The 16,064-nt window shown below is 44.2% G+C and carries 14 protein-coding genes; 11 read left to right on the forward strand and 3 right to left on the reverse strand.

Going from position 1 to position 16,064, the window contains the following annotated elements; genetic code table 11:
• Positions 1–145: 145 nt before the first annotated feature.
• Positions 146–2,008 carry a methyl-accepting chemotaxis protein gene (locus CKQ84_RS03765; protein ID WP_105250151.1) on the reverse strand — a complete coding sequence of 621 codons (1,863 nt, stop codon included), beginning with the start codon at positions 2,006–2,008 and terminating at the stop codon, positions 146–148.
• Between the two features lie 439 nt (positions 2,009–2,447).
• On the opposite strand from CKQ84_RS03765, the gene CKQ84_RS03770 reads away from it, so the two are divergent.
• Genes CKQ84_RS03770 through CKQ84_RS03780 form a run of 3 tightly spaced genes read left to right on the forward strand, consistent with a single transcriptional unit; the run spans position 2,448 to position 4,518 of the window.
• On the forward strand, positions 2,448–2,981 hold the full coding sequence (locus CKQ84_RS03770) for an RNA polymerase sigma factor (RefSeq protein WP_105250152.1): 534 nt from the start codon (positions 2,448–2,450) through the stop codon (positions 2,979–2,981).
• Positions 2,981–3,565 (forward strand): anti-sigma factor, encoded by a 585-nt coding sequence (locus tag CKQ84_RS03775; RefSeq protein WP_105250153.1) that lies wholly within the window; start codon positions 2,981–2,983, stop codon positions 3,563–3,565. The genes CKQ84_RS03770 and CKQ84_RS03775 overlap by 1 nt, the downstream gene beginning before the upstream one ends.
• A complete protein-coding gene (locus tag CKQ84_RS03780) occupies positions 3,562–4,518 on the forward strand; it encodes a DUF4097 family beta strand repeat-containing protein (RefSeq protein WP_105250154.1) in 957 nt (318 codons plus the stop codon). Before CKQ84_RS03775 ends, CKQ84_RS03780 begins: the two co-directional genes overlap by 4 nt.
• Before the next feature lie 71 nt (positions 4,519–4,589).
• Here CKQ84_RS03780 and rsuA read toward each other — a convergent pair whose 3' ends face one another.
• Positions 4,590–5,342, reverse strand: coding sequence for a 16S rRNA pseudouridine(516) synthase RsuA (gene rsuA, locus CKQ84_RS03785; protein WP_173248550.1), 753 nt, complete (start codon positions 5,340–5,342; stop codon positions 4,590–4,592).
• A 77-nt stretch (positions 5,343–5,419) separates the two neighbouring features.
• Here rsuA and CKQ84_RS03790 point away from each other — a divergent pair, with 77 nt between their 5' ends.
• The 5 genes from CKQ84_RS03790 to CKQ84_RS03810 all read left to right on the forward strand — a co-directional run bounded on the left by CKQ84_RS03790 (position 5,420) and on the right by CKQ84_RS03810 (position 10,423).
• Entirely contained in the window at positions 5,420–5,974 is a 555-nt protein-coding gene (locus tag CKQ84_RS03790; RefSeq protein ID WP_105250155.1) for a sugar O-acetyltransferase, read from the forward strand.
• A gap of 261 nt (positions 5,975–6,235) precedes the next feature.
• Positions 6,236–8,320 (forward strand): M13 family metallopeptidase, encoded by a 2,085-nt coding sequence (locus CKQ84_RS03795; RefSeq protein ID WP_105250156.1) that lies wholly within the window; start codon positions 6,236–6,238, stop codon positions 8,318–8,320.
• Between the two features lie 205 nt (positions 8,321–8,525).
• Entirely contained in the window at positions 8,526–9,311 is a 786-nt protein-coding gene (locus tag CKQ84_RS03800; protein WP_105250157.1) for a RelA/SpoT domain-containing protein, read from the forward strand.
• 173 nt (positions 9,312–9,484) lie between these two features.
• Positions 9,485–9,892 (forward strand): SMI1/KNR4 family protein, encoded by a 408-nt coding sequence (locus tag CKQ84_RS03805; RefSeq protein WP_105250158.1) that lies wholly within the window; start codon positions 9,485–9,487, stop codon positions 9,890–9,892.
• Positions 9,893–9,922: 30 nt separating this feature from the next.
• On the forward strand, positions 9,923–10,423 hold the full coding sequence (locus tag CKQ84_RS03810; RefSeq protein ID WP_105250159.1) for a DUF4447 family protein: 501 nt from the start codon (positions 9,923–9,925) through the stop codon (positions 10,421–10,423).
• Positions 10,424–10,551: 128 nt separating this feature from the next.
• On the opposite strand, the gene CKQ84_RS03815 is transcribed toward CKQ84_RS03810, so the two are convergent.
• Positions 10,552–13,137, reverse strand: a complete 2,586-nt coding sequence (locus tag CKQ84_RS03815) for a TonB-dependent receptor (protein WP_105250160.1) — start codon at positions 13,135–13,137, stop codon at positions 10,552–10,554.
• Positions 13,138–13,379: 242 nt separating this feature from the next.
• Between CKQ84_RS03815 and CKQ84_RS03820 the strand changes: the two genes are divergently transcribed.
• The 3 genes from CKQ84_RS03820 to CKQ84_RS03830 all read left to right on the forward strand — a co-directional run bounded on the left by CKQ84_RS03820 (position 13,380) and on the right by CKQ84_RS03830 (position 15,951).
• Entirely contained in the window at positions 13,380–13,919 is a 540-nt protein-coding gene (locus CKQ84_RS03820; RefSeq protein WP_105250161.1) for a PH domain-containing protein, read from the forward strand.
• 151 nt (positions 13,920–14,070) lie between these two features.
• Positions 14,071–15,345 carry an Nramp family divalent metal transporter gene (locus CKQ84_RS03825; RefSeq protein ID WP_105250162.1) on the forward strand — a complete coding sequence of 425 codons (1,275 nt, stop codon included), beginning with the start codon at positions 14,071–14,073 and terminating at the stop codon, positions 15,343–15,345.
• 141 nt (positions 15,346–15,486) lie between these two features.
• Positions 15,487–15,951: a DUF1456 family protein gene (locus CKQ84_RS03830; protein ID WP_168824742.1), complete on the forward strand. Its 465-nt coding sequence runs from the start codon at positions 15,487–15,489 to the stop codon at positions 15,949–15,951.
• The last annotated feature ends 113 nt before the right edge of the window (positions 15,952–16,064 follow it).

The raw sequence follows: 16,064 nt of genomic DNA on the forward strand, positions 1-16,064 counted from the left end.
CAATGCACAGTTTGCTGTTTTAACGAATCACTAAGCTTGCAGAGCTCATCACTCAGACATAAAAACGCACTCCTCGGAGTGCGTTTTTATTAATGTATTTTTTAAGCTAGCTTTTGCTCATCAGATTAGAGTTGGCTTTTAAATATTAGATTTTAAAATTACTGACCGCACGGAATAAGAACTCAGCCTGCGCCTTAAGCTCATCCGATGCGGACGCATTTGCATCTGCCGCATGGGATGACTCCTCAGCGATATCGCGGATCACCACCACGTTCTTGTTCACTTCAGCCGCCACCATACTTTGCTCTTCAATAGCCGCCGCAATTTGAGTGCTCATGTCCATAATATTACGCACGTCGTTATTGATAAGCTTCAATAAAGCGCCAGCACTTGCCGCTTGTTCAGCGCTTTCAACGCCTTGTTTTTGGCTAGATTCCATCAATTGCACAATCGATCGGGTACGCGTCTGCAGGGTTTGAATGATGTTAGCAATCTCTTGGGTTGACGATTGCGTCCGCATCGCTAAGTTACGCACTTCATCGGCAACCACAGCAAAACCACGGCCCTGCTCACCCGCACGCGCCGCTTCAATCGCGGCGTTCAAGGCTAAAAGGTTAGTCTGCTCAGCAATGCCGCGGATCACATCTAGCACGCTACCGATAGTCTCGCTGTCACGTTCCAATTCGTTAACGACCGCTGCTGAGCTATTCAACTGCTCAGCAAGTGACTGGATTTTATGTATCGTTTGCTCAACCTCTAATTGACCACTTTGGGCATTATCGTGGGTCTGACCCGCTTTTGATGCCGCTAATTCGGTTGTTTTAGCGATTTCCTCAATCGTTGCGCCCATCTCAGTGATTGCTGTTGCGACCATGTCGGTCTCATTAAGTTGTTGACCCACACCTTCGGAGGCGAGCATGGCATTTTCTGAAACACGTTTACAGGAAGTGTTAATCGTTGCGACCGACTCAATCACTTGCTCAATCAGTTGTTGGAAGCTACTCACCATGCTATTGAAATGCTGTGCAATTTCACCAAGTTCATCTTGGGTGGAGGCATCGCACCTCAATGTCAGATCTTTACTCACCTCGATGCGAGAAATGATCTGCGTGATACGCTCAACAGGCGCGATAATACTGCGGATAATCAAGTAGGTAATGATTGATAGTAGTAACGCAATAAAGATAAACACAGTAATACCGACATTAACACTACTACTCTCAGCATCATCAATGGCCTTAAGAGCTAAGTTTTTCAAGTCACTCGTACTGCTCTCAGTTTGCTGGTTTGCAGCTAAAACTCGCGCCATAGTACCGTCATTTTCGGTCAAACCAAGCTGCTGTTCTTTATTAATTAAGCTTTTGAAATCCTTTTGATATTGAGTAATAAGCTCTTCAATTTTTCGTTGAGTATCAATATCGATACTCGAGGCACGAAGCTTGTCATTAAACTTACCAATATTAGTATCGAAGGTTTCGACATAACTTAGCTCACGACGCAGCATAAAATCCTTTTCGTTACGCCTAAGTTGCAGCATTGCGGCTTCGAGTGCGGGCTGATCAAATTCCTTGAGTAGCGTTTCAACGTTATGCACCGCAGCTCGTAACGTACCGTACAAACCTGTTTTAGGTGTTAAGCCAATCTCTTGTTGTAGCTGCACCACTTCAGAAAAAGCGGCTTGATACTGATTTAAATTACGGTCAAAACTTTCAAGTGAGGCAGTCGATACCCCATATTCTTTAAAGACTTTCTCTAACTCAGGGACAATACTGTCGATAGCCATGTGGCTTTGCTTATGCAGCTCGACATATTTCAAATCCTTGCGAGCGAAAAAGTCCTTTTCATTTTTACGCAAAATTAAGACGTCGCGCTCTAAATCAAGCACACTTTGAGCCGCGTTAGAAAGTTCCGATTTCACCGAATTTGAATAGAGTTGTAATCCAAACATGGCAATTAGTGCCGAAATAGACACTGCAGCACTGAGTAACAACTTTGAGCGGATTAGCATAGAAAGTCCCCGAATATATAATCTATCTTAAAAAGATAGCTGGAAATTAAGCCTTTAACAGCGCAAACATAGCAATACATTAAAAGTTCACATCAAATACTTTGATAGCTTGTCGATTTAAGCTCCCATACTGTGAGTACCGCATTATTTTTAACTTAGTTCTTCAAGGTGATACCCTACCGTTACTACAAAGTATTTCGTTTTAATTACGTTAAATATACCGTCTCAAAGCAGATGTAAGTGTCATAATATCAATTGATATAAAATGAATTACTTCATTAGCTTAGCAGTACTTTTTCGGGCGAATTCTACTACAAATTACAAAAATGTTACGCTGGATAATTGATCTAAATAAAATATATTTTTTAAGGTTCCAAACCTTTTGTAGCGCCCACTGCGTCAAAACTACAACACTCAATCATTATGGCAGGAAATTACAGTGACAGCAGGGATCCTCCCACTCAATGGCTCAATGTCTGACTTTGAACTGGTCACCTTAGCGAGCCAAGGAGACAAAACTGCCTTCAAGTTGCTGTATCAAAGCCATTACCAACGTATTTACGCCCTATCACTGCGCCTTTGCGGCCATAGCGCTATGGCCGAAGAAATTACCCAAGAGTGTTTTATTTTAGTGTGGCAGAAGTTGCCACAATTTCGAGGTGAGAGTCAGTTTTCCACTTGGTTACACAGTATTTGTGTCAATCAAGCATTGAGCAGCATTCGTAAACAAAAGTCCTTTTGGTCACGATTTATTCCGCTGGAACATGAAACTGAGCCCTTAAGCTCTGATAGCAGCTATAGCGGATTAGATAAGTTAATTTTCAAACTGCCAGAACGCGCTCGCATGGTTTTCGTACTCTGTGCAATCGAAGGTTATCAACATGATGAAATCGCTGACTTACTTGGCATTGCCGTCGGCACCAGCAAGACCCAATACCATAGAGCTAAGCAACTACTACAGGAGATGCTGTAATGACGTTAACGCCGCTTTCCCGTGAACAACAGCTTGAGCAATTGATCAATAGCGCGCCCAAAGAGATGTCGCCTACACATGATCTGTGGCAAGGCATTGAAAAACGCATGGATAAAACGCTGATAGCCCAAACGTACAAATCCCAGAAGAGTCACGCTTGGGCGATAGCGGCTTCGTTTATTATTCTAGCGGCATTGGGATATACCCAATTGCCCTATTTCAACTCATTCATAATGCAGCAGACAGAGCTTGCCCAGAACCAAGCTATGCCAGAGCAACCAGGGGATGCGGCCTTACATTTATTACTCACCCAAATTGCAACATCACACCAAGCGCAAGTGGACAACCTAGAACAGGCGCCAAATGCGCTAATGTGGCAAACGAGCAGTTTCAGCGCACCCGTTGAGCAAGGTTTAACTGAGCTAAGGCTCGCGGCAACACAGATTTACCAAGCTTTACAAGCGAATCCAACCGATAAACAACTTTGGCAACTCTGGCTTTGGGTGCAGCAGCGTGAGCTCGACCTATTACAACAGGGCCAAAAATTACCCATTAGAAACTCGACACAAGGAAACACCCTATGAGCAACCGCAATCTCACTAAAGCTAGCCTATTGGTTTCGACACTCTGTTTAGGCTTAATGGGCAATGTGTTAGCAGCACAAAGCGTTGATAAACAGTTAAGTGTCAGCAGCGACACTCAACTGCAGATCAAAGTCCAACGCGGTGATGTGACCATTCAAACATGGGATAAGAGTGAAGTGAGTGTCACTGGCACATTAGATGAATTGAGCGAAGGCTTTGTGTTTGAGCAACAGGGAAATAGTCTCAATATCGAAGACAAGATGCCTCGCCACTATAATGGCAATAATGACAAAGGATCACAGCTCACCATTAAAGTCCCAAAAACGGTTAAACTCAGTGCAGATACCATCTCTGCCAATCTGCAAGTTGCCGAAACTCAAGGTGAACTAGATTTGAATACGGTAAGCGGCAATATCAACGCCAACAACTTAAGTGGTAAACCTGAGTTACATACAGTCTCTGGTGATATCACGACCAAAGCACTTGATGGAAAAATCAAATTAGAAACCGTATCCGGCACGATTCAGGACACTGACAGTAAAGGAGAAATGAATTATCGCCTCGTTAGCGGTGACTTAAAAAGCCACACTCAAGCAGAAAAAGTCACGATTGAACAAGTCTCAGGTGAAGTGAATGCTAACTTTAGTGTCACCAAGGAAATCGAGCTCAGAACCGTCAGCGGAGATTCACAAGTGTCACTCGCTAAAAACTTCAACAAAGCGAATTTAGAAAGTGTGAGTGGCGATATTACCGTGATCTTTAATGATGTTCCCGATGCAAGCTTCAACTTAAATGGTGGTCCTGGTGGAAAAATCAACAACGGTTTAACCCAAGATGTACCGCAAAAACAAAAATATGTACCAAGCACAGAGTTATCATTCCAAACAGGCTCTGGTGCAGCCAACGTGAAGATGAATACCATCAGCGGTCATCTGATTTTAAAGAAACAGTAATAAAAGCTATTTAGCACAAATAAAAATGCCGCCAAAGTAAAACTCGGGCGGCATTTTTTATATCAAACTCATCAGACTGAAGCTATCTCTTCAGCCGTCAAATATCGCCATTCACCCAGTGCTAAGGTGGGGTCTAATTCAATTTGCCCTACACTTTCACGATGCAACCCTTGCACATGATTGCCCACAGCGGCAAACATACGCTTCACTTGATGATACTTACCTTCGGTGATGGTTAATCGCACTAATTGTGGATCAATAATCTCCAGTAACGCTGGCTTAGTTAGACCATCTTCACCGCGCAATTCAACGCCAGCGGCAAATACCGCAATCAAACTAGCATCCACAGGCTCAGCGAGTTGCACTAAATAGCGTTTGCCACATTCTTTCTTCGGTGAGGTGATCTTATGCGACCATTGACCATCACTGGTAATCAACACTAGCCCTGTAGTATCGGCATCTAAACGACCAGCAATGTGCAGAGTTTCTGGCTTAGGTACATCCACTAAGCTCAATACCGAAGGGTAGGTTTCATCTATCGTCGAGCAAATAGTGTCTACCGGTTTGTTAAGCATTAAATAACGCTCGCCCACTAAGACAATCGGCTCGCCTTCAAGGCAAACACACATACCTTCAGTCACTTTAAAACCCGAGTCTTTAACGACTAAGCCATCACAAGTAATATCACCGCGATGCAGGGCTTTTTTCGCTAATGAGCGAGTCAATGAGGTACTCTCACAGATAAATTTGTCTAAACGCACGTTAATACTCAACTTCAATAAAGAAAACTGCCGTATTATGAAGCCGACCCGTTCAAAGGGCAAAGAATTGCTGCTCAACACGAGCTGTGTTTCTATTTAGCCCTTACGCATTGACAGTAATCACCATAGGGAAAGATGCTATGACTGAATTCCAAAAGATGATCACAGGCCAAGAATATGATTGTCTTGACAGCGAACTCTTAAGTTTAAGAGCACAACAGCAGCGACTGAATCGACAATTAAATCAAACGATTGCTCAAAATAGCACTGAGTACGCCCAACTCTGCCAACAACTTATACCCCTTAAATCGCCAGTCGCAACTATCTCCACGCCGATTTTTATCAGTTATGGCATTAATCTTACTCTTGCTGACAGAGTGTTCATCAATATCAATGTCACCTTACAGGATAATGCCCCCATTTTTATTGATGAACAGACTATGATTGGCCCCAATGTACAGTTTTATACCTCAAGTCACCCACTTGATGCCGAGCTACGTTGCTCAGGTTTGGAAACCGCTAAAGCGATTCACATCGGTAAACGGGTATGGATTGGCGGCGGCGCAATCATAATGCCAGGAATCAATATTGGTGATGATGCCGTCATCGGTGCTGGCGCCGTAGTGACTAAAAATGTCGCAGCCAAAACAGTGGTTGCAGGTAACCCTGCAAAACTAATTAGGCAACTGAATTAACCCTATTTTAAAATGATAAATCGAAGTGCTCACTTACCTGAAAAGGCCTGCATACGGTAACTTTGCAGCGACTGACTTAAATATGCTCACTGGTAACCTTTAGTTACATATCACTCAAGATAAATCCACGATAAACACTGTAATGACCTTGTTTCGATTCCTAGTAAGGCATTAACATAGTTCATTGCGCCTGAAGCAATCCCATTTTGCCAAAATAACAGCCCCAATAATGGGCACAATAATAAACTCGAAGGAAACAACATGAGAAAAGTACTCATTGGGGGACTGTGTGCCTCACTTATCGCAGGCCTGACTGCCTGTAATGACAAGGCTGCCGAAGTTAAAGCACCTGAAACTGCTAAAACAGCCACCGCAGCGGCAGTGACTCAAGCACTAGGTTCTGGAATTGAATTTGCTAATTTTGATAAAGCGATTCGTCCACAAGACGATTTCTATAAATACGTTAACGGCACTTGGCTAAAAAACACTGAGATCCCAGCCGATCGCACTAGCATTGGCACTTTCTACGATTTACGTGAAAAATCACGTGACGACGTAAAAGCTATTATCGAAGAAGTGGCTGCAACGCCCAATCTCGCCGCTGGTACAGACGAGCAAAAAGTAGCCGATTTATATCGTTCATTTATGGATACTGAGACACTCAATAAACTGGGAGTCACACCAATCCAAGGCGAATTTGATGCTATTAATGCCTTAAAAGATAAGAATGAATTAGTGAAGTACTTCGCCCACAGCCAAATCGCTGGCGCGGGTACCCCAATAGCATTTTATATCGATATCGATGCGAAAAACTCTAGCCGTTACGCAACGCATCTCTATCAATATGGCCTAAGCCTGCCAGAGAAAGACTACTACTTTAACGAATCAGAACGCTTCGTTAATATCCGTAAGGCATATGTCGCCCATATCGAAAAAATGTTTACCCTTGCGGGTCTTGCTAATCCTAAAGCCAGTGCTGAAGCTATTTTAGCCTTAGAAACGGCCATTGCTGCCAAGCACTGGGATGTGGTTGAAAACCGCGACAGCACTAAGACCTATAATCTATATCAAGTCAAAGATCTGCCAACACTGGCACCGGATATCGATTGGGCAGGCTACTTAGCCGCTCTTGGCGCTGACAAGCAAACTGATATCATAGTTAACCAACCTAGCTATATCCAAGGGTTAAACGAAGTTTTAAAAACGACTGAGTTAGCCACTTGGAAAACCTATATGCAATGGCAAGTGCTGACGCACGCGGCGAGCAATCTAAGTGAAGCGTTAGACAATGAAAACTTCGCTTTCTTCTCTAAAACCTTAAATGGTCAAGAAGAACAAGAACCTCGTTGGAAGCGTGGCGTTGCAGCCGTCAATGGCGTTCTTGGTGAAGTTGTGGGTAAAGTGTATGTCAAACGTCACTTCACTCCAGAAGCCAAAGACCGTATGCAAGCACTGGTTGAAAACCTGCGTGGTGCTTACGGCGACAGCATCAAAGAATTAACTTGGATGAGCGACAGCACTAAAGTGGCTGCGGCGGATAAATTAGCAAAATTCAACCCGAAAATCGGTTACCCGAACAAATGGGAAGATTACAGTAAGCTGACCATCAAGGCAGACGACTTAGTCGGTAACGCTATGCGTGCCAGCGAAGTTGAACATGCTAAATCACTAGCCAAACTGGGCGCGCCAATCGATAAAGACGAATGGCACATGACGCCACAAACGGTTAACGCTTACTACAACCCAACCATGAATGAAATCGTGTTCCCTGCTGCCATTCTGCAACCACCCTTCTTCAATTTGGCGGCTGACGATGCAGTCAACTACGGTGGTATTGGTGCGGTGATCGGCCATGAAATGGGCCACGGTTTTGACGACCAAGGCGCTAAATTCGATGGCGAAGGCAACATGCGTGATTGGTGGACAGAGCAAGACTTGAAAGAGTTCTCTGCTCGCGGCAAAGCGCTAATCGCACAATACGATGGTTACGCAGTGTTTGATGATCTGCATGTCAACGGCAGCTTAACCTTAGGCGAGAACATTGGTGACTTGTCAGGTGTGACTATCGCTTATCGTGCTTATAAAAAATCGCTTAACGGTAAAGATGCACCTGTTATCGATGGCTTAACGGGCGATCAACGTTTCTTCATCGGCTTCACGCAAATTTGGCGCGCAAAAGCTAAAGAAGAAGCAATGCGTAACCGCGTAGCGACCGATCCACACTCACCTGCGGAATTCCGCGCACTGGGTGCACTATCTAACATGCCTGAGTTCTACACTACATATGATGTAAAACCTGGCGATGCTATGTATATCGCACCAGAGAAACGCGTAAAAATTTGGTAAGCCAAATTTAAATCACTGTTCAGTGGCATAAGCTGGCCAACAATGGCGCTCACTGTTACAGGTGGCGCCATTTTTATTTCCTTAAACCACTGAGCCCCATGCGCAAGATGAACAAGTCTTCATGGTTGGTTCAGCTTTAATTAAGCAATAGAAGCCTATGGTGGGTGCGTGACCTGAATAACTCACCCATAAGGAAGTAGGCCGCATGACTAAGTTATTTCGTACTTTTTTTATTTTTCTACTCTTATTATCAAGCCGCGCTGGTGTAGCAAATCCTCTCGACATTAGTGACAGTAAAGCAGAACGTGGTAATTACAGTGCAAGACAGGCATCAAGCCATGACCTACAAGGTCTATATGCACTCAGCAGTCAGACCTTCGATGCGCCTCATCAATCCTCGAATGACTTATCCGTGCTCCATCACCAAGCCTATGATGCACAAGCTGAACTCGCCCAATTACTCACCAATATTGCCCATTATTCACAGGCACAAGTGATTGTTCCGCCAGTAAAGAGTTACCAAAGAGCTGCCGATAAAGTGGCCACAAAATTTAACGGTGATGCCAGCCAAATTACCGACCTTGCAAGGGCAAGTATTGTGACCGACAGCATTCAAGATCTGATGCATGCCTACCAAACTTTGAATGAGCACACCCAAGTTGTGAAACAAAAAAACCGCTTTGCTGAACCTAAAGCCTCTGGCTATCGCGATCTCAATCTACTGGTACGCTTACCCCAATCAGGCATGATTGCTGAAGTGCAGTTACACCTACAGGATATCGCTGATATCAAAAATGGTCCTGAACACAAGGTATATGAAAAAGTACAAAGGATTGAGGCCAATGCTCGTAAACAACAACGTTCACTAAGTGAGTTTGAACTCGCGCAGATTGCCCAATTACGTCAAGAATCACATAAGTTGTACCACAAGGCATGGCTTAACTATAAACGGGTTGATGAAGCCAGTTTATTAAGAGCCTCAGTCGCTTAACTAAAAAGCTTCCACTCTTGCGCTGGTTATCTGTAAAGGTGCCAGCGCCTTTTTTTATATTTTACAGTGCCTGAAAAAACATATTAAAAATAAGCTGAAAAATGCACTCTCTCGCATCGAACGTCTTTTTAAGTATATAATCCCGCGCCATAGCCCTATCAGCAGGAAATGCCATGCACGACATTATTGAGCAACTCCAAGAACGCAGCGAAACTGTTCCTGTACCACTCGAATTACCCACATTTGAGCAGCTCGTCGAAGTCGAAGAGCAAATCCTGATTTCATTGCCAAGGGAGCTAAAAGAATACCTGTTGTATGCCAGTGATGTAATTTACGGCACGATAGAGCCAGTAACAGCATCGGATCCCTACTCGCACACCTACCTGCCCGAAGTGACTTGCTATGCGTGGTCCATCGGTATGCCAAGGGACATGATTGCCATATGTCAGCTGGGTGATGCTTTTTACTGTATCGACCAAGATGGTCAAGTACATTTCTGGAAAAACGGCGACTTTACCGATATCTATTGGGAGTCGTTTTGGGAATGGGTTGAAGAAATCTGGTTAAAGATCAAATACTAATTTTACTTTTATTGCATTGAGAACACGATTATGTCTAAGAACATTGGCTTGAATGCCATCGAAATGAGCTACTTACGCCAGTCACTCAGCTTAAGCGTGGCTCAAGTTGGTGCTCTGACTAACCATAGCGAAGCCGATGTACTCGCCTGGGAAAGCGGTGAACAACTGGCACCTGAGCTGGCGCAAAAGAAACTGCTTGATATTGATGACATCATTGAGATGCAAGTGCTCAACACCTGCGATGGTATCGAAGAACTATTTAAGAAAGAACCTAAACGTCACTTAGCCTTCGTGGTCTACCCCACTCAAGCGGTTTACACACAATACAACCCCGAATTCTTAAGTTCACTGCCTTTTACTGAGCTGTACAACACTGCAGCTTGGCGCATTAAGAAAGAGTGCAAACTGGTCCTAGAAGTCGACGTCAGCCTAGTGGCTCTCGACGTGGAGGCCTACAAAGCCTTCCGTGAACCGACCAAAATGAGTGAAAGCCGTGAAAGTCGCGCAAAGTGGGCAGCGACTCAGTTATAAACTCAACCGTCACAAGTTTTAACCCTATAAAAATAAAGGCCAATATCATTATTGGCCTTTTTTATTAGAGATCACACCCCCCATCATAAATGACGCGCCATTCCGAATTAAATGACGCTAAGCGGTAGTTAGAAGTTCATCGTGAATTTAGTGTAAATGTAGCGGCCCATAGGATTATGTACTGAAATAACATAGCCGTAGAGATCCGTATCACCGTCACCGATAGCAAATGGTGGCTCTTCATCAAATACGTTGTTCACGCCTAGTGTCAGCTTGAACATTTCATTGAAGCGATAAGTACCAGACATGTCGACCAATAATTGAGAGTCGATCATACGAGACTTATTACTTTCAAAATCAAGTACACCATCGAAATTGATATCTGGAGTATCTTCAAATTCACCGATGTAACTCAAATTAATATTGGCGGCAAAATTATCCATAGTCCAGTTAGTGGTGAGTAACCAGCGATGTTGAGGGAACTTATACTCACCCGTGTAATCCAGACCATCTTCCTCAAAATTATGTAAGTAGCTGTACTCTAAGCCAAACTTCAAATCCCCATAGCTATCTAACTCAAAACCATAATGACTAGAGACATCCATCCCTTGTACATCTTGAGAGCTTAAGTTGATAAAGCTTGAATGGATAATACTGATCGGACCTAAAGTTTGACCTAGCTGTGGCGCTAAGCGCTCGCACACTGTGCTATTTTGATCGTTACAATTTGCAGTATAGATATCGCCTAATGGCTGTTTATCAATTTTGTTGTCTTGCGTGATGCTAAAGATATCAAAACCCACATCAAACGTCTGACTCGGCGCCCAGATCATACCGACGTTCCAAGTTTCGGATTCTTCAGCATCCAGCTCAGAGTTACCTTCAAATTCAGTGTTGTAATCTAAGGCTTCACAATCAACATTATCGGCAGCGCAACGGTAAGTATCGACAAAGAAACTACTTTCGCGAGATGGACCAAGACCTATCTGCGCTAACGAGGGTGCACGGAAGCCCGTAGACCAAGACGCGCGCGCCGTTAGCTCGTCAGTCACTCCCCATTGAAAGGCGACTTTAGGGTTAGTCGTTGAACCAAAATCGCTGTAATGATCATATCGACCAGCGAGTTGCAACTCGAAGTTATCCGTGACTGGAATAGATAATTCCATATAAGCGGCATATTGCTCACGGGATGCCGCCGCAGAGACAGCTTCAGTACCAAAAATCAATCCACGTTGGAATTGCTCATCGGGCACATCACTGACATCTTCTTCGCGATATTCAGCTCCCGCCGCCATCATGATGTCGCGACCAGCCAAGGTAAATGCTTGACCAGATATGTTAGCCGCATAAGATGTCATGTTTGACAAACCTTGGCGTACTAAACTGGTGGTAATAGCGTCAATGACCTCTTGTGAGTTCATCGTGCCGCCGAAAGGATTGTAACGACCCGCATCAATTTCACGTTGCAAATAATCTGTTCTTACCCAGCCTTGGCTGCGATCACCCGTTTGAGTCGACTCACTGCGACCTTTTTGAACAGAAGCTTCCCAATCCCACTCTTTTACTACACCGCGTAAACCAGCAACTAAACGTAAACTATCGGATTCAATATCCCAACGTCGCGCCCCCGCATCAACCGTACGGAAGCGACCAATTTCAATATCTTTCCCCCAAGGATTATTCGGGTGAGATCCAGGTACAGTTAAACCAGCATCCTCGTCAAGTGGTGTCGGTGCTCCACCTGCGATTGAGGTATTGTGCTGCGCCGCTAACTCTAAAAATGCTGTTAAATCATCATTAAAATGATAGTCAAATTGGCCAATAGCCCCTACGCGCTCCGCAGCCGGTGCAACAAAATTGTATGAGCCGTACTCAAATAAACAACTTCCACTCGCGGTTGCACTATCAGCAGGACAAGCAGGGTCGATAGTTTTAACACCATCAACATAGAAATACCCAGGAAAGCCACGGGAAGAACGAAAATCTTCACCACCATAAGGTGATTGATTTGAAACACCAAAACGTCCTAAATCAGTCGCAGCTAAAGTGTCATTTTTGAAATAGTCGAGGATAACGGAAGCACTGCCCTTATCGGACTTCATCCCCCACACCATATTCGCTGTCGTTTCATCGTAGCCAGTGCCTGAAGCATCACCGTAGCCAAGATTGACCTCAATGCCTTCAATATCTTTTTTCAGAACAATGTTAACCACACCCGCGATCGCATCAGAACCATAAATAGCCGATGCACCATCCTTCAGTATGTCGATACGTTCAATAGCTGATACCGGAATATTATTGATATCAACAAAGGAATTAGTGATACCTTCGGCAAAAGCACTCGCCGCAACACGACGACCGTTAATTAACACTAAGGTCGCGTCTGGGCCTAAACCACGTAGACTGATAGATGCGCCGCCGTTGGCGGTTGAATCTTGGCTGTTTCCTCGGGTAGAAAACGCGCCAGCACCATTGGCAGGCATGCGTTCAAGTAATTGCTGCAGGTTATCAAATCCCATATTGGCAATATCGTCTTTACTGATCGATTGAATAGGGGAAGGGCCTTCAATATCGGTACGTTTAATACGGGAACCCGTTACTTCAATACGTTCAACTTTTTCTGCACCTTTATCGGCAGCATGGGCCACTGTTGGCGCACATGCCATAGCAATTGCGATTGCACAAGCACTGGGTAGAATCTGAGGTCTGTTCATACATTTCCCTTGTTTTATTTATCTCATTAAAATTATTTTAACAATAAGAAAACCCTAAATTAACAATACACAAGGTAATGAGTTACAAACCAAAGTCAATGGCAGAGAAATAAAAGTTAAACTTTTGTTACATTTGAGACAGTGTATTTTTCTCATACGAGAATCAAAGAAGGTCTAGGCACTAAAAATTCAACCTACAAGACAAGTCGCAGTATTTGAATATCAGAATTAAAGGAAGAAAGATGGAAGACAAGATTATTTATCAAGCAGAGTTTGAAACCCATTTAGGTCTGTATTGGTTGCTTTCAGGGGCCGCCTATTTCAGCCTGAGCATAATAGGTATTCCCTTGTTATTGCTTTGGTTTCCAATCGGGCTGTGGGGGACTCGCCGCTATATTCGCAATATGAGTGCCGAGCTCACCAGCAATAAACTTATTGTCAGGAGGGGCATATTAACTCGTACTGAAAACACTGTGCCTTTGGACAAAATTACCGATATGGCATTGATCCAAGGCCCAATTATGCGCCTATTTGGTCTGCATAAACTCACGGTAGAAACCGCAGGGCAATCGGGCACAGGCGCATTGATAAGCTTAGTCGGCATAGTCGATGCGCCTCAATTTAGAACCCGCGTATTAGAACAAAAAGAACGGCTTACCCAACCCTTGCACCCAACAATCCCATCGGCACAGCCAGATAATACGCTATTACAAATCGTAGTCGAAATGGCTGCAAGCTTAAAACGCATTGAAACTTTACTCAGCCAAAAATTAAACAGATAAATTGAATAAAACGACTTTTAGTTCAATCACTTTACCTTTAATGTTGAGCCACTCACTTAGCGTTAGCGCAGCTTTTACATGAGCGCAGCCTTAGCATGATGGAGTGTTCGATTCCCCAGATTAATTTTCAACAGGCATTTTTAATAACGACATGACAGAATCTTCAGTAACTTCTCCTTCATCTTCTTGGATGACACACCTAACTCTCGGCATTAAAGCCATGGGCCCAGGTGTACTTATGGCCGCCGCGGCGATTGGCGCATCCCATTTAGTCGCCTCGACTCGGGCGGGCGCCGAATTTGGTTGGCAACTGGCTTGGGTTATTCTTGGGGTGAATTTACTTAAGTATCCCTTCTTTGCAGCTGGCGCACGCTACACAGCTGCCACAGGAGAGAGTCTACTGCACGGCTACCAAAAACAGGGCCGAGGTTACTTACTGCTGTTTACTGGGCTCAATGTGATCGCCGCCATTGCCAGTACAGCAGGGGTGTGCATGTTAACCGCCGCTATGTTGACCCAATTTATTCCGCTCCCCATCGATTGGTTAGCCCTACTGGTATTGCTGAGTTCATTGGCTTTACTGATTTTAGGCCATTATCAACTGCTTGATAGACTCACTAAGATCATCATGTTCGCCCTAACCTTAACCACCTTAATTGCCGTGGCCTTGGCTTGGGATCACGCTCAACCATTAGCGAGCAATTTTGTCTCTCCTTCACCTTGGCAATGGGCCCATGTGGGATTTTTGGTCGCCATGATGGGTTGGATGCCAGCACCGATTGAAGTCAGCGCTTGGAATTCTCTCTGGTTGCTCGAAAAACAAAAAAGCCAGACGGTCACGAAAGCGCAGGCACTGCTCGACTTTAACTTAGGCTATATCATCACTGCGATCCTCGCGATCGTGTTTTTGTCCTTGGGCGCTTTAGTGATGCACGGCAGTGGCGAACACTTTTCAGATTCCGGCGCACAGTTTGCTAATCAATTGATTAATCTTTACAGCCAAGTGATGGGCGGCGAGAGTCGTTATCTTATTGGTATTGTGGCATTTCTGTGTATTTTCAGCACAACAGTAACAGTGATTGATGGCTATAGCCGTACCTTAGATATGGGCTGGCAGTTACTCACCTCAAAGACCAGTTCAGACAAACGCCTCACTGGGATTATGCTCGCCATCAGTGCCTTTGGCTTATTGCTGATCCTCTTCTTTAAAGGTGCACTCTTACCGTTACTCGAGTTTGTGATGATCTTGGCCTTTATGACCACAGTCATTTTTGCTTGGTTAAATTACCGCTTAATGACCAGCAAACAGCTCCCCGAGGCCGATAGATACGGCACTAAGATGAAACTCCTCTCTTGGTTTGGCCTGATTTATCTACTGATTTTCGCGGCACTGTTTATCTATTGGTACAACATCATTAAAGGTTAATTGCCCAGAATGTTTATGCCGGAGCAATAAATGGCCTTAACTAACTGCCATTAAATTCCCGCTGAATTCTGCAATTAAGGTGGTTTGGGTATATAATGCGGGCTCTTAAACCAGATAGCGCAGCCGCGCCAAGAGATGACCATGATTAATAATGATATTTTGCGCCGTTTGCGCTTCGTGTTTGATTTTAGCAATGCAAAAATGATTAAAATTTTTGCTAAAGCTGGAAGAGAAGTGCCTGTCGAAGAGATGATTGATCTTCTACGTAAAGAAGAGGAAGAAGGTTATAAAGCTTGTAACGACACGACCTTATGTCAGTTTTTAGATGGTCTTATCATAGAGAAGCGCGGTCTACGTGAAGGTGCAGAAATTCCAGCGCCCGTTTCACGTTTAAACAACAACCTCATCTTTAAAAAGCTGAGAGTTGCCCTCGAAATGCGTGAGGAAGACATAGTAGCAGCTTTGGCTTTAGCCGAAGTGCAAATGTCAAAATCAGAGCTAAGCGCCCTGTTCCGCAATCCAGACCACAAGAATTTTAAAGAGTGTGGCGATCAAATACTGCGTAACTTTATCCGCGGCTTATCACTTAAGTATCGCGGCGTATAACGCTAAACTTATGACATAAAACGCAGCTTAGGCTGCGTTTTTTTATATCCGTTTTTATCTACACCTGAGCTTGTTTGGATATAAACAAGACCTTAACAATTCCATCTCAACAA

It is taken from the genome of Shewanella sp. WE21 (genome assembly GCF_002966515.1).
In the GTDB taxonomy this organism is placed as follows: Bacteria; Pseudomonadota; Gammaproteobacteria; order Enterobacterales; family Shewanellaceae; genus Shewanella; species Shewanella oncorhynchi.